This window comes from Streptomyces sp. NPDC060194 (genome assembly GCF_042728285.1).
GTDB lineage: Bacteria > Actinomycetota > Actinomycetes > Streptomycetales > Streptomycetaceae > Streptomyces.
This window is the reverse complement of record NZ_JBHWZH010000052.1, coordinates 20549-40188: the sequence shown is the minus strand read 5'-3', so window position 1 is coordinate 40188 and position 19640 is coordinate 20549. Positions and strand designations below refer to the sequence as shown.

The 19640-nt window shown below is 74.9% G+C and carries 19 protein-coding genes and 1 riboswitch; of the genes, 11 read left to right on the top strand and 8 right to left on the bottom strand.

Going from position 1 to position 19640, the window contains the following annotated elements; all coding sequences use genetic code 11:
- Positions 1–34: 34 nt before the first annotated feature.
- The 3 genes from ACFWEG_RS14275 to ACFWEG_RS14265 form a co-directional block, all read right to left on the bottom strand.
- Positions 35–451 (bottom strand): DUF3040 domain-containing protein, encoded by a 417-nt coding sequence (locus ACFWEG_RS14275; RefSeq protein WP_387213960.1) that lies wholly within the window; start codon positions 449–451, stop codon positions 35–37.
- Positions 452–743: 292 nt separating this feature from the next.
- Complete coding sequence (locus ACFWEG_RS14270) at positions 744–1514, bottom strand: methyltransferase (RefSeq protein ID WP_387213957.1); 771 nt, start codon at positions 1512–1514, stop codon at positions 744–746.
- Between the two features lie 83 nt (positions 1515–1597).
- Positions 1598–2152 (bottom strand): SAV_6107 family HEPN domain-containing protein, encoded by a 555-nt coding sequence (locus ACFWEG_RS14265; RefSeq protein ID WP_387213954.1) that lies wholly within the window; start codon positions 2150–2152, stop codon positions 1598–1600.
- 179 nt (positions 2153–2331) lie between these two features.
- On the opposite strand from ACFWEG_RS14265, the gene ACFWEG_RS14260 reads away from it, so the two are divergent.
- From ACFWEG_RS14260 to ACFWEG_RS14240, 5 genes are all read left to right on the top strand, one after another.
- On the top strand, positions 2332–3153 hold the full coding sequence (locus tag ACFWEG_RS14260) for an ATP-binding cassette domain-containing protein (RefSeq protein ID WP_387213951.1): 822 nt from the start codon (positions 2332–2334) through the stop codon (positions 3151–3153).
- A complete protein-coding gene (locus ACFWEG_RS14255; protein WP_387213948.1) occupies positions 3125–5209 on the top strand; it encodes a YhgE/Pip family protein in 2085 nt (694 codons plus the stop codon). Before ACFWEG_RS14260 ends, ACFWEG_RS14255 begins: the two co-directional genes overlap by 29 nt.
- 11 nt (positions 5210–5220) lie before the next feature.
- Positions 5221–5862, top strand: a complete 642-nt coding sequence (locus tag ACFWEG_RS14250) for a TetR/AcrR family transcriptional regulator (protein ID WP_387213945.1) — start codon at positions 5221–5223, stop codon at positions 5860–5862.
- A 211-nt stretch (positions 5863–6073) separates the two neighbouring features.
- Positions 6074–6688: a DUF4126 domain-containing protein gene (locus ACFWEG_RS14245; RefSeq protein ID WP_387213942.1), complete on the top strand. Its 615-nt coding sequence runs from the start codon at positions 6074–6076 to the stop codon at positions 6686–6688.
- A 101-nt stretch (positions 6689–6789) separates the two neighbouring features.
- Positions 6790–8271, top strand: a complete 1482-nt coding sequence (locus ACFWEG_RS14240; protein WP_387213939.1) for a phytoene desaturase family protein — start codon at positions 6790–6792, stop codon at positions 8269–8271.
- Between the two features lie 43 nt (positions 8272–8314).
- On the opposite strand, the gene ACFWEG_RS14235 is transcribed toward ACFWEG_RS14240, so the two are convergent.
- The 5 genes from ACFWEG_RS14235 to ACFWEG_RS14215 form a co-directional block, all read right to left on the bottom strand.
- Positions 8315–9265, bottom strand: coding sequence for a hypothetical protein (locus ACFWEG_RS14235; RefSeq protein ID WP_387213937.1), 951 nt, complete (start codon positions 9263–9265; stop codon positions 8315–8317).
- Positions 9266–9304: 39 nt separating this feature from the next.
- Positions 9305–10225: a methylenetetrahydrofolate reductase [NAD(P)H] gene (gene metF / locus ACFWEG_RS14230; protein ID WP_387213934.1), complete on the bottom strand. Its 921-nt coding sequence runs from the start codon at positions 10223–10225 to the stop codon at positions 9305–9307.
- 140 nt (positions 10226–10365) lie between these two features.
- Entirely contained in the window at positions 10366–11016 is a 651-nt protein-coding gene (thiE, locus tag ACFWEG_RS14225; RefSeq protein WP_387213931.1) for a thiamine phosphate synthase, read from the bottom strand.
- 108 nt (positions 11017–11124) lie between these two features.
- Positions 11125–11490: an Rv2175c family DNA-binding protein gene (locus ACFWEG_RS14220; protein ID WP_387213928.1), complete on the bottom strand. Its 366-nt coding sequence runs from the start codon at positions 11488–11490 to the stop codon at positions 11125–11127.
- A 47-nt stretch (positions 11491–11537) separates the two neighbouring features.
- The gene (locus ACFWEG_RS14215; RefSeq protein ID WP_387213925.1) at positions 11538–12779 is read right to left on the bottom strand and encodes an NAD(P)/FAD-dependent oxidoreductase; all 1242 of its coding nucleotides are present in this window, start codon (positions 12777–12779) and stop codon (positions 11538–11540) included.
- Positions 12780–12882: 103 nt separating this feature from the next.
- A riboswitch (TPP riboswitch) is annotated at positions 12883–12996 on the top strand.
- On the opposite strand from ACFWEG_RS14215, the gene thiO reads away from it, so the two are divergent.
- The 6 genes from thiO (at position 12993) to ACFWEG_RS14185 (ending at position 19623) form a co-directional block, all read left to right on the top strand.
- A complete protein-coding gene (gene thiO, locus ACFWEG_RS14210) occupies positions 12993–14198 on the top strand; it encodes a glycine oxidase ThiO (RefSeq protein ID WP_387213922.1) in 1206 nt (401 codons plus the stop codon). It overlaps the preceding riboswitch by 4 nt.
- Entirely contained in the window at positions 14195–14407 is a 213-nt protein-coding gene (gene thiS / locus ACFWEG_RS14205; RefSeq protein WP_387213919.1) for a sulfur carrier protein ThiS, read from the top strand. The genes thiO and thiS overlap by 4 nt, the downstream gene beginning before the upstream one ends.
- A 1-nt stretch (position 14408) precedes the next feature.
- The gene (locus ACFWEG_RS14200) at positions 14409–15203 is read left to right on the top strand and encodes a thiazole synthase (protein ID WP_387213916.1); all 795 of its coding nucleotides are present in this window, start codon (positions 14409–14411) and stop codon (positions 15201–15203) included.
- 119 nt (positions 15204–15322) lie between these two features.
- Positions 15323–16573, top strand: a complete 1251-nt coding sequence (locus ACFWEG_RS14195; protein WP_387213913.1) for an Ig-like domain-containing protein — start codon at positions 15323–15325, stop codon at positions 16571–16573.
- A gap of 154 nt (positions 16574–16727) precedes the next feature.
- Positions 16728–18662: a Stk1 family PASTA domain-containing Ser/Thr kinase gene (gene pknB, locus ACFWEG_RS14190; protein WP_387213910.1), complete on the top strand. Its 1935-nt coding sequence runs from the start codon at positions 16728–16730 to the stop codon at positions 18660–18662.
- 73 nt (positions 18663–18735) lie between these two features.
- Positions 18736–19623, top strand: coding sequence for a deoxyribonuclease IV (locus tag ACFWEG_RS14185; protein WP_387213907.1), 888 nt, complete (start codon positions 18736–18738; stop codon positions 19621–19623).
- Positions 19624–19640: the final 17 nt, after the last annotated feature.

The window sequence follows — 19640 nt, the reverse complement described above, 5'->3', positions numbered from 1 at the left end:
TCCGGGCCCCGCACCCCTTCGTCCTACGGCTGTCTCAGTGGCCGCCCTGCTGCTCGTCGCGGCGGCGCTGCCACCGCTCCTCGATGCGGTTCATCATCGTGCGGCGCTGCCGGCCGGTGCGGTTCCGGGTGTCGGAGCCACCTCCGGACGATCCGGTGACCGCCTGCTGTTCGCCCGGCTTGGGGGCCTTGCGCCAGCCGGTGACCGCGAGCACGGCACACCCCAGCATGACGAGGAAGCCCACCACGCTGACCCAGATCACCTGGGTCACCAGACCGGCCATGAGGAGCGCGATACCCACCAGAAAGCCCGCGACCGCCTGGTAGACCCGTCGCCGGGTGTACGTACGCAGGCCGCTTCCCTCGAGCGCTGTCGCGAACTTGGGATCTTCGGCGTACAGCGCTCGCTCCATCTGCTCGAGCATGCGCTGCTCGTGCTCCGAGAGCGGCACGGAGTCCTCCTCGTCGTCGGTCGCGGGGGGCGACCGGGGGTCCCCTTCAGGATAGGCAGGGAATCGCCCCCGTGAAACCCGCCCCTCTGCGCCAGATCAGCAAACCGGGCCGCCCCGCGAACCCGAGGCGTTGGAATCTCAGTTCCCCAACTGGCCCTGGGTCATGCCGGACGGTGTACCCCGATCATACGGGGAGTTGCCCCGGTACGGGGTGCGTGTGTCCTACTGCATCCCGCACCCCGCGGCCGCCGCCGTCCGGGCTGCGCCGCTGATCAACGGTGCCGGGCGGGAATCAGGCCGGGTCCGGGACCCGCTTGTCGCCGAGAACGTGCAGCTGGGTGGCGACGGAGTGGAAGGCCGGCAGCTCCGCGGCGGCCTCCTCCAGCCGCAGCAGGGCCTCGACGGCGCCGGGTTCGGTGTCGACGAGGACGCCGGGCACGAGGTCGGCGAAGACCCGCACGCCGTGCACCGCGCCGACGTCGAGCCCGGCGTCGCCGACGAGCCGGGTGAGCTGGTCGGCGGTGAAGCGGCGGGGCATCGGGTCGCCGTCGCCCCAGCGGCCGGACGGGTCGTCGAGGGCGTGCCGGGCCTCGGTGAAGTGCCCGGCGAGCGCGCGGGCGAGGACGGCGCCGCCGAGCCCGGCCGCGAGCACCGAGACGGTGCCGGTTTGCCGCAGGGCGCCGACCGCGTTGCCGACGGCGCGGGCGGGGTCGTCGACGTACTCCAGGACGCCGTGGCACAGCACCGCGTCGTAGGCGTCCCGCTCGACCACGTCGAAGAGGCCGAGGGCGTCCCCCTGCACGCCGCGCACCCGGTCGGCGACGCCGGCCTCGGCGACCCGGCGCTCCAGGCCGAAGAGCGCGTTGGGGCTGGGGTCCACGACGGTGACCCGGTGGCCGAGCCGGGCGACGGGCACCGCGAAGTTCCCGGTGCCGCCTCCGGTGTCCAGGACGTCGAGGACGTCGCGGCCGGTGGCCTTGACCCGACGGTCCAGGGCGTCCTTCAGGACCTCCCAGACAACAGCGGTACGAAGGGAGGCCCGGGGGCGCATCGGGTCCGACACGGCAGTTGACTCCTCAGGGTGGGTGCGAGCTGCCCCAACCCTAATGCGCCCCGCGTCACCGGCGGTCCGGGCGCGCGGCCGGCTCAGGCGGGCTCCGGGCGGCCCTCCTCCCCGGCCCGCTCCGGCGCTTCGGCGCGCGGGGCGGGGAGCACCGGCTGCAGGACGAGCATCCGCTCGACCAGGCGCAGGAACACGGCCACGTCCCGGCGGAGGTCGTCGGCGTCCCGCCGGGAGGCCGCGCCGGCTATGCCGGCCTCGGCGCGGGCCCGGCGGGCGGCGCCGGAGGCGAAGTGGGCGCTCCACTCCGAGAGCTCGGGCGCGATCTCCGGCAGCACCTCCCAGGCGCTGCGGATGCGCTGCCGGCGCCGGGGGCCGGTCTCGGGCATGCCGCGGGCGGCGAGGACCGCGGCCGCGGTGCGCAGCGCGGCCAGGTGGGCGATCGCGTAGCTCTCGTTGGGGGTCTCGAGGGTGGCGGCCTCGTCGAGCCCGGAGCGGGCCTGCGCGAGCAGGTCGAGGGCTGCGGGCGGGGCCGAGGACCGGCGCAGCACGGGGTGGATGTCGGTGGCGGAACCAGGCAGAGAGGGAGCAGGGCCACCGGAGCGGCGCCGGCGTGCGGCGGCTGCGGACGTGTTGCCCATGACGAACCTCCTGTCGTCGCGTGACAGCGCGATGGCTGTATGTGCCCATCTTGGAGCACGCCACTGACAACAGGCCTTGACCTGCGGTTTTGCCTCGATCGAAGGTTCGGGCTAACTTTTGCACTGACCAGTCAGTTCAAAGAGGTTCCCTCACGGGGGGGGGCGGGGTGGTGGGCGTCATGAGCGCGGTGCCGGTGACGGCGGAGGGGTTCGGGCTGAGAGGTCCGCGCGGCTGGGCCTTCCGGGACGTCGGCTTCGGGGCGCCGCCCGGCGCGCTCGTCGCCGTGGAGGGCCCGTCGGGCTCGGGGCGCACCTGCCTGCTGCTCGCCCTGACCGGCCGGATGCGGCCGACCGAGGGCCGCGCGCGGGTGGGCGAGTTCGAACTCCCCCGCCGGTCGGCAGCCGTCCGGCGGATCAGCGGCCTCGGACCCGTGCCGGGCGTCAACGACCTCGAACCCGCGCTGACCGTCGCCGAGCACCTGCGCGAGCGGGTGCACCTGGAGCACCGCTTCGGCACGTCCGTACGCGACCTGGTGGCGCGTCGCCGCCGGCCCGACCCCGTCGCCCCGGCCCTCGCCCGGGCCGGACTCGACCTCGACGCGCTCCCCAAGGGGCCCCGTACGCCCGTCCGCGACCTCGACCGGCTGGAGGTGCTGCGGCTCTCCGTCGCGCTGGCGCTGATCGGCCGGCCGCGGCTGCTCGCCGTCGACGACGCCGACCAGAAGCTGTCGGACGCGGACCGGGTGCTCGCCTGGGACCTGCTGCGGGACGTCGCCGCGGAGGAGACGACCGTCCTCGCCGTGTGCAGCGAGGCCCCGGCGGGGGCCGTACGGGTGAGCACCGCGGCGGTCGCCGGGACGGACGGGGCCGAGGACGGGGCCGAGCGGACCGGGATTGACACGAACGCGGACGCGGACGCAGGCGCAGGCGCGAAAACCGACACCGCCACCGACACCGAAGGGGAGGCCGCCGATGCGCTCGCCGAAACTGGCCGCGCTTGAGCTGAAGCGGTTCTCGCGCGGGCGCCTCCCGCGCGCCGCCCTGGTCGCGATCCTGCTGCTGCCGCTGCTCTACGGAGCCCTGTACCTGTGGTCGTTCTGGGACCCCTACGGCCGCCTCGACCGGATCCCGGTCGCGCTCGTCAACGCCGACCGCGGGGCGAAGGCCGACGGCAAGGAGGTGACCGCGGGCGACGACATCACCCGCGAGCTGCGCGACAGCAGGACGTTCCAGTGGCACGAGGTGGACGCCGCGGAGGCCCGCGAGGGCGTCGAGGACGGCAGGTACTACCTCTCCCTGACGCTGCCCGCCGACTTCAGCCGGCGGGTCTCCTCCAGTGCCGGCGACTCCCCCGAGACCGGGGCGCTCCAGGTGCGCACCAACGACGCCAACAACTACATCGTCGGACAGATCTCGAAGACGGTGTTCTCGGAGGTGCGTTCGGCGGCGTCCAGCAGCGCCTCCCGCACGTTCCTCGACCGGATCTTCGTCAACTTCTCCGACCTGCACGACTCGACGGCGAAGGCCGCGAAGGGCGCCGACGACCTCAAGGCGGGCGCCGACAAGGCCAAGAAGGGCTCCAAGGACCTCGCCGACGGTCTCGCGGACGCCAAGAACGGCAGCGGCGACCTGGCGAGCGGCATCCGGAAGCTGTCGTCGGGCGCCGCCCGCCTGGACACCGGCGCCGGCAAGGTCGCCGACGGCACCCAGGCCCTCGCCGACAAGGTCAACGGCATCGCCGGCGACCTGCGGCCCTTCCTCAAGGACGACGGCAAGCGGATCGGCGACACCGCACGCCTCGTCGCCGACGCCACCCGGACCGTCCGCACGAACCTCGGCGCGCTCGTCAAGGCCGCCCCGACCGCCGCGGCCGACGCCCGCACCGCCTCCGACGCCCTGGACAGCGTCTACCAGGAGCGCTGCGACTCCCCCGCGGACGCGGACCCGGCATGCGCCGACCTGGAGAAGGCCAAGGACGCGGCGGCCGAGGTCCAGGGCGTCGCCGACGACGTGCAGACCCTCGTCGACGACCACGACGGCAGCCTCGCGCAACTCGACACGCACCTGGCGACGCTGCAGAAGCAGGCCGACGCCCTCGCGGAGCAGGCACCGCACCTGAACGAGGACCTCGACGCGGCCGTCGCCAAGGTCAACGCCCTCAACAGCGGTGCGCAGCAGGTCGCCTCCGGCGCGTCCGCCCTCGACACCGGCCTGTCCAGCGCGAAGACCGGCTCGGCGACCCTGGACTCCGGCGTCGCCCGCCTCAAGACCGGCGCCCAGGACCTCGACGGCGGCCTGTACAAGCTGGCCGACGGCAGCGGCGACCTCGCCGGCGGCCTGCACGACGGCGTCGGGCGGATCCCCGACTACGGCGAGAAGGACCGCGACGCGCGCACCGAGGTGATGGCCGACCCGGTCCGGCTGGCCGCCCAGTCGCTGCACAAGGCGCCCAACTACGGCACCGGCTTCGCGCCGTACTTCATCCCGCTGTCGCTGTGGGTCGGCGCGATGGTCGCCTACATGCTGATCGCGCCGCTCAACCGGCGCGCGCTCGCCGCCGGCGCCTCGACCTGGCGGATCGCGTTCGCGGGCTGGCTGCCGGTGGCCGCGCTCGGGGTGCTGCAGGTGGCGGCGCTGATGTCCGTCCTGCACTGGGCGCTCGGCCTGCGCGCCGAGCACGCCGCCGGGACCGTCGCCTTCCTGGCGCTGACGACCTGCTGCTTCGCGGCGATCGTGCAGTGGCTCAACGCCCGCTTCGGGGCGGCGGGCCGCATCCTGGTCCTCGCCGCCCTGATGCTCCAGCTGACCTCCGCCGGCGGCACCTACCCCGTCCAGACCAGCCCGGGGTTCTTCAACGCCCTGCACCCGTTCCTGCCCATGACCTACGTGGTGGAGGCGCTGCGCCGGCTGATCACGGGCGGCGACCTGGGGCCGGTGTGGACGGGCGGGGCGGTGCTGCTCGCCTTCACCGCCGGAGCGCTCGCCCTGACGGCGCTGTCCGCCCGGCGCAAGCAGGTCTGGACGATGGACCGTCTGCACCCGGAGCTGAGCCTGTGACAATCATGCCCATGGGAAGCAGGGACAGCGCGCACGCCCCGGGCGGCGCGGAGAGCACCAGACGGCAGGCGACACGGCAGAAGCTCTACGAGGCGGCCGTGACGCTCATCGCCGAGCAGGGCTTCTCCGCGACGACGGTCGACGAGATCGCGGAACGCGCGGGCGTCGCCAAGGGCACGGTCTACTACAACTTCGCCAGCAAGTCGGTGCTCTTCGAGGAACTCCTCAAGCACGGCGTCGGGCTCCTGACGGCCTCCCTGCAGCAGGCCGCCGACGACAGCGCGCGCCGGGGCGGCGGGGCCGTCGAGGCCCTGGACGCGATGGTCCGCGCGGGCCTGTCGTTCATCCACGCCTACCCGTCGTTCACGCAGCTCTACGTCGCCGAGCTGTGGCGCACCAACCGGGCGTGGCAGTCGACGCTCATGGTGGTGCGTCAGCAGGCGGTGGCCGTGGTGGAGGACGTGCTGCGCGGGGGTGTGGAGAGCGGCGAGCTGAGCGCGGACATCGACGTGCAGCTGACGGCGGCGGCGCTGGTGGGGATGGTCCTGGTGGCCGCCCTCGACTGGCAGGCCTTCCAGAGCGAGCGCTCGCTGGACGAGGTCCACGCGGCGCTGTCGCGGCTGCTCCAGGGGCGGGTGCGCGGAACGCTGTGATCCCGGCGGGGGTCGGACCGGGACCGCAGCCCCGTGCCGGCGGTCCCGGGCCGACCGCTCCCCGGTGCCCCCACTCTGCCGTCCGCGCAGGTGGGGGCCCATCCGCGCGGCTACTCATCTCCGCGCCTGGGTACGGATACTCAGGCCGTCGCGCCCCGCTGCCCCCGTCCCGTCCGGGGACTCCCGGCGGCGGGCTGGTTACGATCACCCCGTGTCCGTACTCCCCCTGGTCTTCACCAGCGGCTGGGCCAGCGGGATCAACGCCTACGCGGTGGTCCTGCTCCTCGGTCTGTTCGGCGTCACCGGAGTCTCCGACGAGGTGCCCGAGGCCCTGCAGCGCACCGACGTGCTGATCGCCGCGGGCGTGCTGTTCCTCTGCGAGGCGGTGGCCGACAAGATCCCCTACGTGGACTCCGTGTGGGACGCCTTCCACACCGTGATCCGCCCGCTGTCGGGCGCCGTGGTCGGGGCGCTGCTCGCGGGGCAGAGCGGGTCGCTGCCGGACCTGGCCGCAGGCGCGGTGGGCGGGACGACGGCGCTGCTGAGCCACTTCGTCAAGGCCGGCACCAGGATGGCGATCAACACCTCGCCGGAGCCGGCGAGCAACGTGGTGGCCAGCACCCTGGAGGACCTCGGGGTCGCCGGGGTGGTCACGTTCGCGATGTTCAACCCGGTCGCCGCCGCCGTGATCACCGCACTGCTCCTGCTCGCCGGACTGGTCGTGGTCTTCTTCCTGGGCTCCCGGATCCGCCGCTTCCTGCGGCGGCGTGCGCAGCGGCGCGAGGAGCGCCGGATCGCCGGCCGGGAGCCGGGACCGCCCGGCTGAGCCGGCCCCGGACGGGCCCCGTCGGACCGCGGCCGGGCTCGATCCGCAGGTCGGCGGGGGTCCGGCGGGGATTGTCAGTGGCTGCGGATAAAGTCCCCGACATGGCACGCATTGCGGTGATCGGCGCCGGGACCGGCGCGATGGCGACGGCTGCCCGGTTGGCCGTGGCGGGCCACCGGGTGGTGGTGTTCGAGCGCACGGAGACCTACGGCGGCTCGCTCGGCCGGTTCGAGCGGGACGGCTTCGTCTTCGACACCGGGCCCGGTCTGCTCGGCGTCCCCGCCGTCTACCGCGACCTGTTCGTCAAGACCGGCAGGAAGCCGCTGGAGGAGTGCGTCGACCTCACTCAGGTCGACCCCTCGTCGGCGCACGTCTTCTCCGACGGCACCCGCGTCGCCCTGCCCAACGCCTCCCGGGCGGGCGTCGTCTCCGCCCTGGAGGAGGCGCTCGGCGCGGGCGCGGGCGAGCGCTGGGGGGAGTTCCTGGTGCGGGCCCGCGAGGCGTGGGACCGCACCCGGCGGCCGCTCCTGGAGGAGCCGCTGTGGTCCGACTGGAAGGTGCTCGCCGAGCGGGAGCCGTACCCGGCGCTGAGGCGGCGCCGACTGCTGCGGACCCGGCAGGCCGCCACCCTCGCCGAGATCGGGGCGCTGGAGCTCGGTGACCCCCGGCTTGCGGCGCTGCTCTCCGGTTTCGCCCTGGAGCACGGCCTGGACCCGCGGCACGCCCCGGCGAGCGCCGCGGTGCTGCCCTACATGGAGCACGCGTTCGGCACCTGGTACGTGCGCGGCGGCCTGCGCGAGCTGGCCCGCGCGGTGTACGAGCGGTGCCTGGAGCGGCGGGTGGAGTTCGTGTTCGGCGCGCGGGTGACCGGCGTCGTGGAGAAGGACGGTCGGGCCGCGGGCGTCGAACTGGCCGACGGGCGGGTGGAGGAGGCGGACCACGTGGTCAGCTCAGCCTCCCCTGACGACCTCCCGCTGCCGGGCGGCGCCGCGGTGGCCGACGCCCCGGCCGAGCGGCACGGCCTGCCCGGCCGGTTCACCGTCCTGCTCGCGCTGCGCGGCCCCCGCCCCGAGGGCACCGCGCACAAGACGGTGGTGCACGCCCCGGACAGCGCGGTGGAGGCCGCGGTCGTCTTCGGCTCCCAGGCCACCCCCGCCGAGCGGCCGACCCTGACCGTCCTGCGCCCCGACGACCCCGCCACCCGGCCCGACGCGGACCACGAGGCGGTCACCCTGACGGCGACGGTGGCCCCCCGGGGCCCGGTCGACTGGGCGGACCCGGCGACGGCCTCGCGGTACGCGGACACCCTGGCCGAGGTGGCCGAGGCCGCCGTCCCGGGGCTGCGGGAGCGGGTGCTGTGGCGGGAGGTCCTGACCCCGGCGGACACCGCCCCCGTCCGGCCGCCGGCGCTCGCGGCGGCGGCCGGCGCGTACCTCTACCCGCCGAACACCACCGGTCTGCCGGGCCTGTTCCGGGCGGGCGGCTGGTCGCACCCCGGCGGCGGGCTCGCGCACGCGGGGATGTCGGGGGCCCTGGTGGCCGGGCTGATCGTGGAGGGCCCGGGGTTCCGGGGCTCGCGCTGAGCCCCGGGCCGGTTCGACGAGGAGCGGCCGGCCGGGAGACGTCTCAGTACCGGTTGGCCTGCTCGTCCTGGTACGGGTAGGGCTGCTCCGGCGGCAGCGCGCCGCCCTGCTGCCCGTCGTCGTAGGCCCCGGGCGGCGCGGCCTGCTCGCCGTCCCGCTGCTGCGGCACCCAGACCCCGCCGGGCGGGGTGTCCGAGCCGTAGCCCTGCCCGTAGCCGCCGCCGTAGGTGTCGTAGCCGGGCTGCGGGTAGGACTGGGCGCCGATGTACGGGTCGGAGTAGGCGGCGTAGCTCTGCCCGGTGTCGGTGTTGTAGCCGTAGGGGTAGGCCCCGGTGTCGTAGCCGCCGGTGTCGTACGTGCCCGTGCCGTAGGTCGGGTAGCCGCCCGTGTCGTAGCCGGTGGCGGCGTAGGGGTCCTGCTGGGGGGTCTGGCCGGGGAAGGGGTAGCTGTGGCCGCCGGTGTCGCCGGGGTCCTGGGCGGTCTGCGGGGTGGCGAACCCGGACTGGTCGTAGAGGCTCCACTGGCCGGTCCCGTCGGGCGACGGCTGGGCGTCGTGGACCGGGAACACGGAGGTCGAGGAGGTGACGGGCTCCGCGAGGGGCGCGGTGGCCGCGACGGCGTCCGGCGCGTCGAGCGCGTGGCCGGGGACGTCCGCCGGGTCGTAACTGAGGTCCGAGACCTCGAGCGTCGGCTCCTTGAGGGCCGCCGCCTCGCCCTTGCGGCGCTTGCTGATGCCCGGGTTGCCGCCGAGCGCCCAGCCGGTCGAGAAGCCGCGCCGGAACGCCATCGTGACGTAGGTCTGCCCGACGGCGAAGGTGATCGCGCCGAGGGCGATCACCACCCGCGACGAGAGGGCCACGCCGAACACGACGACCAGGAAGCCGACGAACGCGAGCAGCCGCCAGCGCAGCCGCGCCTTGTACTGCAGAAGCACCTCAGCGAGCAGCCACAACGCGACGATGCCGAACGCGATGTAGAGGACCGTCCAGCCCATGTACGCCCCTCCTCCGCGGCCGCCGGTGGATGCGGCCGGTCAGGCCTGCTGCCGGTGCAGGCCCAGATTCTCGTGGATCTCCAGTGTCGCGGTCGAGTTGTTCATGGTGATGAAGTGCAGACCGGGGACTCCCTCGGCGAGCAGCCTCGCGCAGAACTCCGTCGCGAACTCGATACCGATGGAGCGTACAGCGGCGGGATCGTCCTTGACCGCGAGGATGCGGTCTTTCAGCGCGGACGGCACGGCGGCGGTGCTGAGCTGCGGGAGCCGCTCCAGCGTCTTCACACTGGTCACGGGCATCACCTCGGGGATGATCGGCGTCTCGCAGCCCGCCGCGTGGACCCGGTCACGCAGCCGCAGGTAGTTCTCCGGGTCGAAGAACATCTGCGTGATCGCGTAGTCCGCCCCGGCCCGGCACTTGGCGACGAAGTGCGCCACGTCGGTGTCCCACTCGGTGGAGCGCGGGTGCATCTCGGGGAACGCGGCGACGCCGACGCAGAAGTCCCCGGACTCCTTGATGAGCCCGACCAGCTCGGCGGCGTAGGTGAGCCCCTCGGGGTGCCGGACCCACTCGCCCATCGGGTCGCCGGGCGGGTCGCCCCGCACGGCGAGGATGTTGCGGATGCCGGCGTCGGCGTACCGGCCGATGACGTGCCGGATCTGGGCGGTGGAGGTGCCGACCGCGGTGAGGTGGGCGACGGGGGTGAGGGTGGTGTCCGCTGCGATCCGCTCGGTCGCCTTCACCGTGCCCTCGGAGGTCGTGCCGCCGGCCCCGTACGTCACGGAGACGAAGTCGGGGGCGACGCCCTCGACGCGGCGCAGCGCGTTCCACAGGCTGCGCTCGCCCTTCTCCGTCCTCGGCGCGAAGAACTCGAACGAACACGTGGTGGTGCCGGGCACGAGCATGTCGCGCACGACGCGCGCGCGGTCCGTCCTGGTGGACGCGGTACCAAGGGCCATGAAGACAGGTTAGCGACGGCGTTCGCCGCACCCCAAGCCGATGGCCCTTTTGTCCCCTCTCACCGCATTCCCGTCCACCCCTCGGACACCTGCCGGGCACCCGCCGGTCGGCCCGGGCCGCGCCGGGCCGACCGGGTCGGTCACAGCGCGCGTGCGCGCACCCGCCGGGCCAGGTCGGCGGCGGCCGCCCCGGGGTCGTCGGCCTCGGTGATCGCGCGGACGACGACGACCCGCCGGGCGCCGGCGTCGAGGACCTCGTCGAGGTTGCCGGCGTCGATGCCGCCGATAGCGAACCAGGGGCGGTCCGTGTCCAGGGCGGCGGTGCTGCGGACCAGGTCGAGGCCGGGGGCGTGCCGGCCGGGCTTGGTGGGGGTGGGCCAGCAGGGGCCGGTGCAGAAGTAGTCGACGCCCTCCTGGACGGCGGCGGCGCCCGCCTCCGCGACGGAGTGCGTGGAGCGGCCGATCAGCACCTCGTCGCCGAGGACCGCGCGGGCGGCGGGCACCGGCAGGTCGCCCTGGCCGAGGTGGAGGACGTCGGCGCCGATCGCGTGGGCGACGTCCGCGCGGTCGTTGACCGCGAGGAGCCGGCCGTGGCGGCGGCAGGCGTCGGCGAACACCTGGAGGTGCTCCAGCTCCTCGGCCGCCTCCATCCCCTTGTCGCGCAGCTGCACCACATCCACGCCGCCGCCGGGGCCGAGGACGGCGTCCAGGAAGGCGGGCAGGTCGTTCTGCCGGGTGCGGGCGTCGGTGCACAGGTAGAGGCGGGCGTCGGCGAGCAGGGCGCGCGGCATGGCGGTGTGTCCCCCCGGGTCGGTCGTGGCGGGGCGGGCGGACGGGCCGTCACGGGCCCGCCCGGCCGCCCCGGTTCGTGTGGTGCTGTGCGGTGCGCTGAGCGCGGGCTACAGGGCCAGGGCCTGGGCCCGGCGCTTCACCTCCGTGCCGCGGTTCTCGGCGAGGGCCTGGACGGGGGTGCCGGGCAGGCTCTCGTCGGGCGTGAAGAGCCACTCCAGCATCTCCTCGTCGGAGTAGCCGTCGTCCTTCAGGAGGGTGAGGGTGCCGCTGAGGCCCTTGACGATCCGGTCGCCGGCGATAAAGGCGGCCGGCACCTGCAGGGAGCGGTTCTCCCCGCGGCGGACGGCGATCAGCTGGCCCTCCTTCACCAGTTGCCGCACCTTGGTCACCTCGATGTCGAGCATCTCGGCGATGTCGGGCAGGTGGAGCCAGCTGGGGATGAGCGCGTCGGTCTTCGCATCGATCTCGGTCACGCCCCCAAGCCTGCCACCTGCCGCGAGGAGTCGGCACCCGGGGACGGTCAGCCGGACGACACCGCGGCCTTCAGCGGGACCGCCGGGTCCGCCGTCCTGACCGGGTCGAGCACCGCGCCCGCCTCGATGAGCCTGCGCCCCTGGGCCAGGTCGCGCGGCCGGCCCACCGCGAGCAGCGCCACGAGCACGCCCTCGCGCAGCCAGCACATCGACCAGGCCGGGGCGTCGGGGTCGCCGCGCCGCACGAGGGTGTCGGCGTCCGCGTGGTGGCCGGCGTACTGCACGAAGCGCCCGAACTGCTCGGACCAGAAGTACGGCACGGGGTCGTAGGCGGCGGGCTCCTCCCCCAGGATGTTCGCCGCGACCGTGCGGGGGCCCTGGAGGGCGTTGTCCCAGTGGTGCACCAGGAGCCGGGCGCCGTAGCGGGCGGAGGGGAAGGAGGCGCAGTCGCCGACGGCGAACACGCCGGGCAGCGAGGTCCGCAGCGAGGCGTCGGCGGTGACCGAGCCGTCGGGCTCCAGGGCGATGCCGGAGCCGGCCAGCCAGCCGGTGTCCGGGCGCGCGCCGATCCCGACGACGACCGCGCCGGCCGGCAGCCGGCGGCCGTCGGCCAGGACCACCGCGCCGTCCTCCACCCGCGCGACCCGGGCGCCGGTGAGCAGTTCGGCGCCGGCGGCCCGGTACCAGTCGGCCATCGGGGCGGCCGCCTCGGCGGGCACGGTGCCCGCGAGCGGCCGGTCCGCCGCCTCGACGACGGTCACCGCGCAGCCGGCGTCGAGCGCCGAGGTCGCGAACTCCGCGCCGATCCAGCCGGCCCCGACCACCACGACGTCCCGCTGCTCGGCGAGCACCGGGCCGAGCCGCTCGGCGTCGTCCACCGTGCGCAGCACGTGCACGCCGGCGGCGTCCTCGGTGCCGGGCAGCACGACGGGCCGCGCACCGGTGGCGACGACCAGGGCGTCGTACGGGAGCGGCCCCTGCTCGGTGTCGATCTCGCGCGCCCATGGGCGCAGGGCGGTGGCGCTCACGCCGGTCCGCAGGGAGACGTCGAGGGCGTCGTAGTCGACGTCCAGGACGACGCTCTCGGGGGAGGCCTTGCCGAGCAGGACCGCCTTGGAGAGCGGCGGCCGGTCGTAGGGCCGGTGCGGCTCGTCGCCGAGCAGCGTCACCGCGCCCTCGTACCCGAGCTCGCGCAGGCCGACGGCGGTCTGCACCCCGGCCAGGCCCGCGCCGACGATGACGACACCCGCACCGGAGGGATCCGCGGGCGACTGCAGCTGTTCACTCACGGGGGTCACCCTACGCAGATCCGGGGGGCCCGCCGCGAGCCGGACCGGGGGCCGGCGGCGGCCTTACCCGGCTCCGCGGCGAGGCGTTAGGGTGGCCGGGCAAGAGCGCACTCGCGGGAGCCCGCACGCAGCGGGCTGAGAGGGAGGCTGGCCGGCCTCCGACCGTACGAACCTGATCCGGGTCATGCCGGCGAAGGGAGGAGCGGGAGAGCCGTGCACAGTCATGGACACGATCCGAACAGCGGTGGAGCGCCCGACGTCGTGGTGGTCGGCGGCGGCGTCATCGGCCTGGTGACCGCCTGGCGGGCCGCGCAGCGCGGGCTGCGGGTCACCGTCGTGGACCCCGAACCGGGCGGCGGGGCCGCCCGGGTGGCGGCCGGGATGCTGGCCGCGGTCACCGAACTGCACCACGGCGAGCAGACGCTGCTCGCCCTCAACCTCGCCTCCGCCCGGCGCTACCCGGCGTTCGCCGCCGAGCTGGAGGAGGCCACCGGGCTCGGCGTCGGCTTCCGGCCCTGCGGCACCCTCGCCGTCGCCCTGGACGCCGACGACCGCGCCCACCTGCGCGAACTCCACGCCCTGCAGCGGCGCTCGGGCCTGGAGTCGGAGTGGCTCACCGGGCGCGAGTGCCGCCGCCTGGAGCCGATGCTTGCGCCGGGGGTGCGCGGCGGGCTGCGGGTCGACGGCGACCACCAGGTGGACCCGAGGCGGCTCGCCCGGGCGCTCGTCGCGGCCTGCGAGCGGGCCGGGGTGACGCTGCTGCGCACGTCGGTCCGCGAGCTCCTCGTCCGCGGTGACCGGGCCCGCGGGGTCGTCCTGGCGGACACGGAGGGGTCCGCCGGCACCGAACTGGCGGCCGGGCAGGTCGTCCTGGCCGCCGGCAGCCTCAGCGGCCGCCTCGCCGGCGTGCCCGCGGAGGCCGTCCCGCCGGTCCGCCCGGTCAAGGGCCAGGTCCTGCGCCTGACCGTCCCCGCCGCCTACGCCCCCTTCCTCAGCCGTACGGTCCGGGCCGTGGTGCGCGGCGGGAACGTGTACCTGGTGCCGCGCGAGAACGGCGAGCTGGTCGTCGGCGCGACCAGCGAGGAGATGGGCTGGGACACCACCGTCACCGCGGGCGGGGTCTACGAACTCCTGCGCGACGCGCACGAGTTGATCCCCGGCATCACCGAGCTGCCGCTCACCGAGACCCGCGCGGGCCTGCGCCCCGCCTCCCCCGACAACGCGCCGCTCCTCGGCCCGACCGCACTGCCGGGGCTCCACCTGGCGACCGGCCACCACCGCAACGGCGTCCTGCTCACCCCCGTCACCGGCGACGTCATGGCCGAGGTACTGACCACCGGCGTCCTGCCGTCCGACGCCCGCCCCTTCACCCCCCGGCGCTTCCCGGCGCCCGTCGTCCGCGAGGAGCAGCCCGCATGACGGTCCCCACGGTGATCACCGTGAACGGCGAGTCCCGCGAGATCGCCGCCGGAACCACCCTCGACACCCTGGTCGCCGGCCTCACCCGGGCCGCCAGGGGCGTCGCCGCCGCCGTCAACGAGGACGTCGTCCCGCGCGGGCAGTGGCCCGGGACGACGCTCGCCGCGGGCGACCGCGTCGAGGTGCTGACCGCCGTCCAGGGAGGCTGACATGGCCGACGACGCGCTGACCATCGGCGATGCCACCTTCTCCTCGCGGCTCGTGATGGGCACCGGCGGGGCGCCGAGCCTCGACGTCCTGGAGCGCGCGCTGACCGCCTCGGGGACGGAGCTGACCACCGTCGCCATGCGGCGGCTCGACCCGTCCGTCCAGGGCTCGGTCCTCTCCGTCCTGACCCGGCTCGGCATCCGGGTGCTGCCGAACACGGCCGGCTGCTTCACCGCCGGCGAGGCCGTGCTGACCGCCCGGCTGGCCCGGGAGGCGCTGGGCACCGACTGGGTGAAGCTGGAGGTCGTCGCCGACGAGCGCACCCTGCTGCCGGACCCGGTCGAGACCCTGGACGCGGCGGAGACCCTCGTCGACGACGGCTTCACCGTCCTGCCGTACACCAACGACGACCCCGTCCTCGCCCGGAAGCTGGAGGACGTGGGCTGCGCGGCGGTCATGCCGCTGGGCTCGCCCATCGGCTCCGGGCTCGGCATCCGCAACCCGCACAACTTCGAGCTGATCGTCGAACGGGCGGGAGTCCCGGTGATCCTCGACGCGGGCGCGGGCACCGCCTCGGACGCGGCGCTGGCGATGGAGCTGGGCTGCGCGGCCGTCATGCTGGCCTCCGCGGTCACCCGGGCGCAGGAACCGGTCCTGATGGCGGAGGCGATGCGGCACGCGGTGGAGGCGGGCCGGCTGGCGCGGCGGGCGGGGCGCATCCCGCGGCGGCACTTCGCGCACGCCTCGTCCCCCGTGGACGGCGTGGCGGACCTGGACCCGGAGCGGCCGGCGTTCTGACGCCCCGAGGGGCGGCGCGGACCCGGGGAACCCGCCTCCGAGCCGCCGGGGTACCCCGCACGGCCCGTCCCCCGCCGCCCCGACCTGCGCGCGGCCGCCGCAGCGGGGAGTGTGAACCCATGAGACGCACCGTGGTCGCCCTGCTCACCGCCGGCCTCCTCGCCGCGGGCTGCTCCACCGGCTCGGACGGCGGCGCCGATCCCACGACGCCGACCTCGCCCCAGGGCACGTCGAGCGCGCCGCCGAGCCGGTCCGCGAGCACGTCCGCCTCCGCGACCACCGCCCCCGCCGCCCAGCTCACCCTCACCCCGGGGAACGCCGCGAAGAACATCGGCATCGCGACCGGCAACGTGACGGCGAAGGTCGCCAAGGGCGTCCTGTCCGACGTCGAGCTGACCGACCGGGCCGGCGAGACCGTGGCCGGCCGGTACGACGCGGACCGCACGACCTGGACCCCGACCGAGAACCTGAAGCGCGGCACCGCGTACACGCTGACCGCGCGGGCCGAGGACGACGCGGGCAAGAGCGTGAGCCGCACCTCGCGCTTCACCACCGTCTCGGCCGCGGACTCGGTGATCGCGCACTACACCCCGGAGGACGGCAGCCGGACCGGCGTCGGCATGCAGGTCTCGTTCCGGTTCGACAAGCCGGTCACCGAGAAGGAGACGGTCGAGTCCGCGGTCACCATCACCTCCAGCGGCGGCCAGAAGGCCGTCGGCCACTGGTTCGGCGACAGCAGGCTCGACTTCCGGCCCGAGGAGTACTGGCGGCCCGGCTCCACGGTGAACGTCGCCTTCGACCTCGACGGCGTCGAGGTCTCCCCCGGGGTCAGCGGAGTCCAGGACACCGACTTCTCCTTCGAGGTCGGCCGCTCGCAGATCTCGACGGTGGACGCGGCCACCCAGCAGATGACCGTCGAGCGCGACGGGCAGCCGCTGCGGACGATCCCGGTGTCGACCGGGGAGCCGAAGTTCGCCACCTACAACGGCACCATGGTGATCACCGAGCAGTTCCCCGAGACCCGGATGGAGAGCTCGACGGTCGGCCTCGGCGACGAGTACGACATCCCCGACGTGCCCCACGCGCAGCGGCTGACCGACTCCGGCACCTTCATCCACGGCAACTACTGGGGCTCCCCCGACATCTTCGGCGCGCAGGCCACCAGCCACGGCTGCATCGGCCTCAGGGACGCCCAGGGCGGCGACGACGACACCACCGACGGCTCGTGGTTCTACGAGAACTCGCTGCTCGGGGACGTGGTCGTGGTGGAGAACTCCGAGGGCGGCGGCACCGTGCAGCCGGACAACGGGCTCAACGGCTGGGACATGGACTGGGCGGAGTGGACGGCGGGCAGCGCGCTCCCGCGCTGACCCCGCCGCACTCCCCCCGGCCTCCCGGCACGCTCCCGCCGCGGCCCCGCGGGCCCCCGTACGGCCCAGCCCGCTGTCACAGCTCGGCTGCAGTCCGGACCCGGTCGGACCGCGGAATCGGGGCGGGACCGCCCCGGCTCGTACACTCACCAGCGTGGACACGACCCTTATCGACCCTTTGGCCGGGCAGCTGCTCGACGGCCGTTACCGCATCGACGCGCGCATCGCCGTCGGCGGGATGGCGACGGTCTACCGGGCCGTGGACACCCGCCTCGACCGGCTCGTCGCCCTGAAGGTGATGCACCCGGCGCTCGCCGCCGACCAGTCGTTCGTCGAGCGCTTCATCCGGGAGGCCAAGTCGGTCGCCCGGCTCGACCACCCGAACGTCGTCGGCGTCTTCGACCAGGGCAACGACCGCGGGTACGTCTACCTGGCGATGGAGTACGTCGCCGGCTGCACCCTGAGGGACGTGCTGCGCGAGCGCGGGGCGCTCCAGCCGCGTGCCGCGCTCGACATCCTGGAGCCGGTCCTGGCCGCTCTCGGCGCCGCCCACCTGGCGGGCTTCGTGCACCGGGACATGAAGCCGGAGAACGTCCTGATAGGGGACGACGGCCGGGTGAAGGTCGCCGACTTCGGCCTGGTGCGCTCGGTCGACGCGGCCACCGGCACCACCGGCGAGGTCCTCGGCACCGTCTCCTACCTGGCCCCGGAGCAGATCGAGCAGGGCATCACCGACGCCCGCGCGGACGTCTACGCCTGCGGGGTCGTCCTCTACGAGATGCTGACCGGCGCCAAGCCGCACACCGGCGACACCCCGGCGCAGATCCTCTACCGGCACCTGAACGAGGACGTGCCGAACCCCTCCCGCCTGGTCCCGGAGCTCGCCTACGAGCTCGACGACCTCGTCACGCTCGCCACCGCGCGCAACCCGCAGGTCAGGCCGTACGACGCGGTCGCGTTCCTGGCCGAGGTGCGCACCGCGCACGCCGCGCTCAGCGACGAGCAGCTGGACAGCGCGCCCCCGCAGGCCCGCACACCGGAGCCCGCGGGCCCGGTCGGGCCCGAGGAGCGCACGAGCGTGCTCGCGATGTCGGAGCCCGACACCCGGCGGCACCGGACCAGCCGGCTGCACATGCCCGCGGGCCCGCCGCCGTCCGCACCGCCCACCGTCGGCGTCCGCGGCGGCGGTACGGGCCGCCGCCGGCCGCCACGGCGGGGGCTGCTCGGCCTGGGGGCGGCGCTACTGCTCATCGGCCTGGTCACGGGCTTCTGGTACATCAACTCCGGCCAGTTCACCCGGGTCCCCGCGCTGGTCGGGAAGACCGAGGCGCAGGCCCGGAGCGAGCTGGCGGAGGCGGGCCTGCGGGCCGGATCGGTGGAGCGGGCCTTCAGCGACACCGACGAGGCCGGCCGCGTGATGTCCTCCGACCCGGGGATCGGCGAGCGGATCCGCGACGACGACGCGGTGGAGCTGACGATCTCCAAGGGCCCGGAGCGCATCGGCGTGCCGCGGCTCGCGGGGGTGCCGCTGGACGAGGCGAAGCGGCGCCTGGAGGACGCGGGGCTCGCCCCGGGGGCGGTCGCGCGGGAGTTCAGCGAGGACGTCGGCAAGGGCGAGGTCGTGCGCACCGATCCGGCTGCGGGCACCGAGGTCCGCTCCGGCAAGGCGATCGCGATCACCGTCAGCAAGGGCGCCCCGGTCGACGTCCCCGACGTCGCGGGGCGGTCCGTGGACGACGCGACCCGCGCGCTGGAGGAGCAGGGGCTGAAGGTCGAGCTGGCCCCGGAGCGGGTCCACTCCGAGCACGACGAGGGCGAGGTCGCGAGGCAGTCCCCGGCCGGCGGCGAGGAGGCCGTGCGCGGCGACACCGTCACCCTGACCGTCTCCAAGGGGCCGGTCCAGGTCACCGTGCCCGACGTCACCGGCCTGAGCGTCGACGAGGCGACCACGGAGCTGCGGGGGGCGGGCTTCGAGGTGGAGGAGGACCGGGGCCTGCTCGGCCTGTTCGGGGACACCGTCGAGTCGCAGTCGGTCCCCGGCGGGCAGCGTGCGCCCGAGGGCGGCACGATCCGCATCACGATCCGCTGACCTCCGCCGGGCCCTGGCCCCCACCGGGGCCCGGCCGGACGGCTCCGTGCGCCCACCTGGCACCCTTGACCCCGTGAGCAGCAGCGACACCTCCTCCCGCGCCCGTACCCGCAACCCCGTCGGCGGCCATGTCCCAGTCGCCGGGGGTCTCGCGAAGGTGGGTCTCGCCTACGCCCGCGAGATCGGCGCGGAGGCCGTGCAGGTCTTCGTCGCCAACCCGCGCGGCTGGGCCACCCCGGCCGGCGACCCGAGGCAGGACGAGGAGTTCCGCACCCGGTGCGCCGAGGACGGGATCCCGGCCTTCGTGCACGCCCCCTACCTGATCAACTTCGGCTCGCACACCGAGGCGACGGTGGACCGGTCCGTGGACAGCCTGCGGCACTCGCTGCGGCGGGCGCGGGCGATCGGGGCGCGCGGGGTGGTCGTCCACACCGGCTCGGCGACGGGCGGCCGCCACCGGTCGGTGGCGCTGGCCCAGGTCCGTGAGCGGTTGCGGCCGCTCCTCGACGAGCTGACCCGCGACGACGACCCCGACCTGCTGATCGAGTCCACCGCCGGCCAGGGCGCGTCGCTGTGCGCGCGGGCGGAGGACTTCGGACCGTACTTCGAGGCGCTCGACGCGCACCCGAAGCTCGGCGTCTGCCTGGACACCTGCCACGTCTTCGCCGCCGGCCACGACCTGACGGGCCCGCACGGGATGAAGCAGACGCTCGACGAGCTGGTGGCGGTGGTGGGACCCGGGCGGCTGAAGCTGGTGCACGCCAACGACTCCAAGGACGTGGTGGGCGCGCACAAGGACCGGCACGTGAACATCGGCGAGGGCCGCATCGGGGCGGACCCGTTCGGCGAGCTGATCGCGCACGGGGCCATGGAGGGCGTCCCGCTGACCATCGAGACGCCCGGCGGCAAGGAGGGCCAGGCGGCCGACATCGCCCGGCTCAAGCGGTTCCGGGGCCGCTGAGCCGCCGCGGGCGGCCG

Excerpts from the sequence above, each read along its gene's own strand:
- ACFWEG_RS14200 (WP_387213916.1), top strand. The coding sequence starts at position 14,409 with ATGGCCGACGACGCGCTGACCATCGGCGATGCCACCTTCTCCTCGCGG.
- metF (WP_387213934.1), bottom strand. The coding sequence starts at position 10,225 with ATGGCCCTTGGTACCGCGTCCACCAGGACGGACCGCGCGCGCGTCGTG.
- thiE (WP_387213931.1), bottom strand. The coding sequence starts at position 11,016 with ATGCCGCGCGCCCTGCTCGCCGACGCCCGCCTCTACCTGTGCACCGAC.
- ACFWEG_RS14255 (WP_387213948.1), top strand. The coding sequence starts at position 3,125 with ATGCGCTCGCCGAAACTGGCCGCGCTTGAGCTGAAGCGGTTCTCGCGC.
- ACFWEG_RS14260 (WP_387213951.1), top strand. The coding sequence starts at position 2,332 with ATGAGCGCGGTGCCGGTGACGGCGGAGGGGTTCGGGCTGAGAGGTCCG.
- ACFWEG_RS14250 (WP_387213945.1), top strand. The coding sequence starts at position 5,221 with ATGGGAAGCAGGGACAGCGCGCACGCCCCGGGCGGCGCGGAGAGCACC.
- thiS (WP_387213919.1), top strand. The coding sequence starts at position 14,195 with ATGACGGTCCCCACGGTGATCACCGTGAACGGCGAGTCCCGCGAGATC.
- ACFWEG_RS14240 (WP_387213939.1), top strand. The coding sequence starts at position 6,790 with ATGGCACGCATTGCGGTGATCGGCGCCGGGACCGGCGCGATGGCGACG.
- ACFWEG_RS14195 (WP_387213913.1), top strand. The coding sequence starts at position 15,323 with ATGAGACGCACCGTGGTCGCCCTGCTCACCGCCGGCCTCCTCGCCGCG.
- ACFWEG_RS14265 (WP_387213954.1), bottom strand. The coding sequence starts at position 2,152 with ATGGGCAACACGTCCGCAGCCGCCGCACGCCGGCGCCGCTCCGGTGGC.
- ACFWEG_RS14235 (WP_387213937.1), bottom strand. The coding sequence starts at position 9,265 with ATGGGCTGGACGGTCCTCTACATCGCGTTCGGCATCGTCGCGTTGTGG.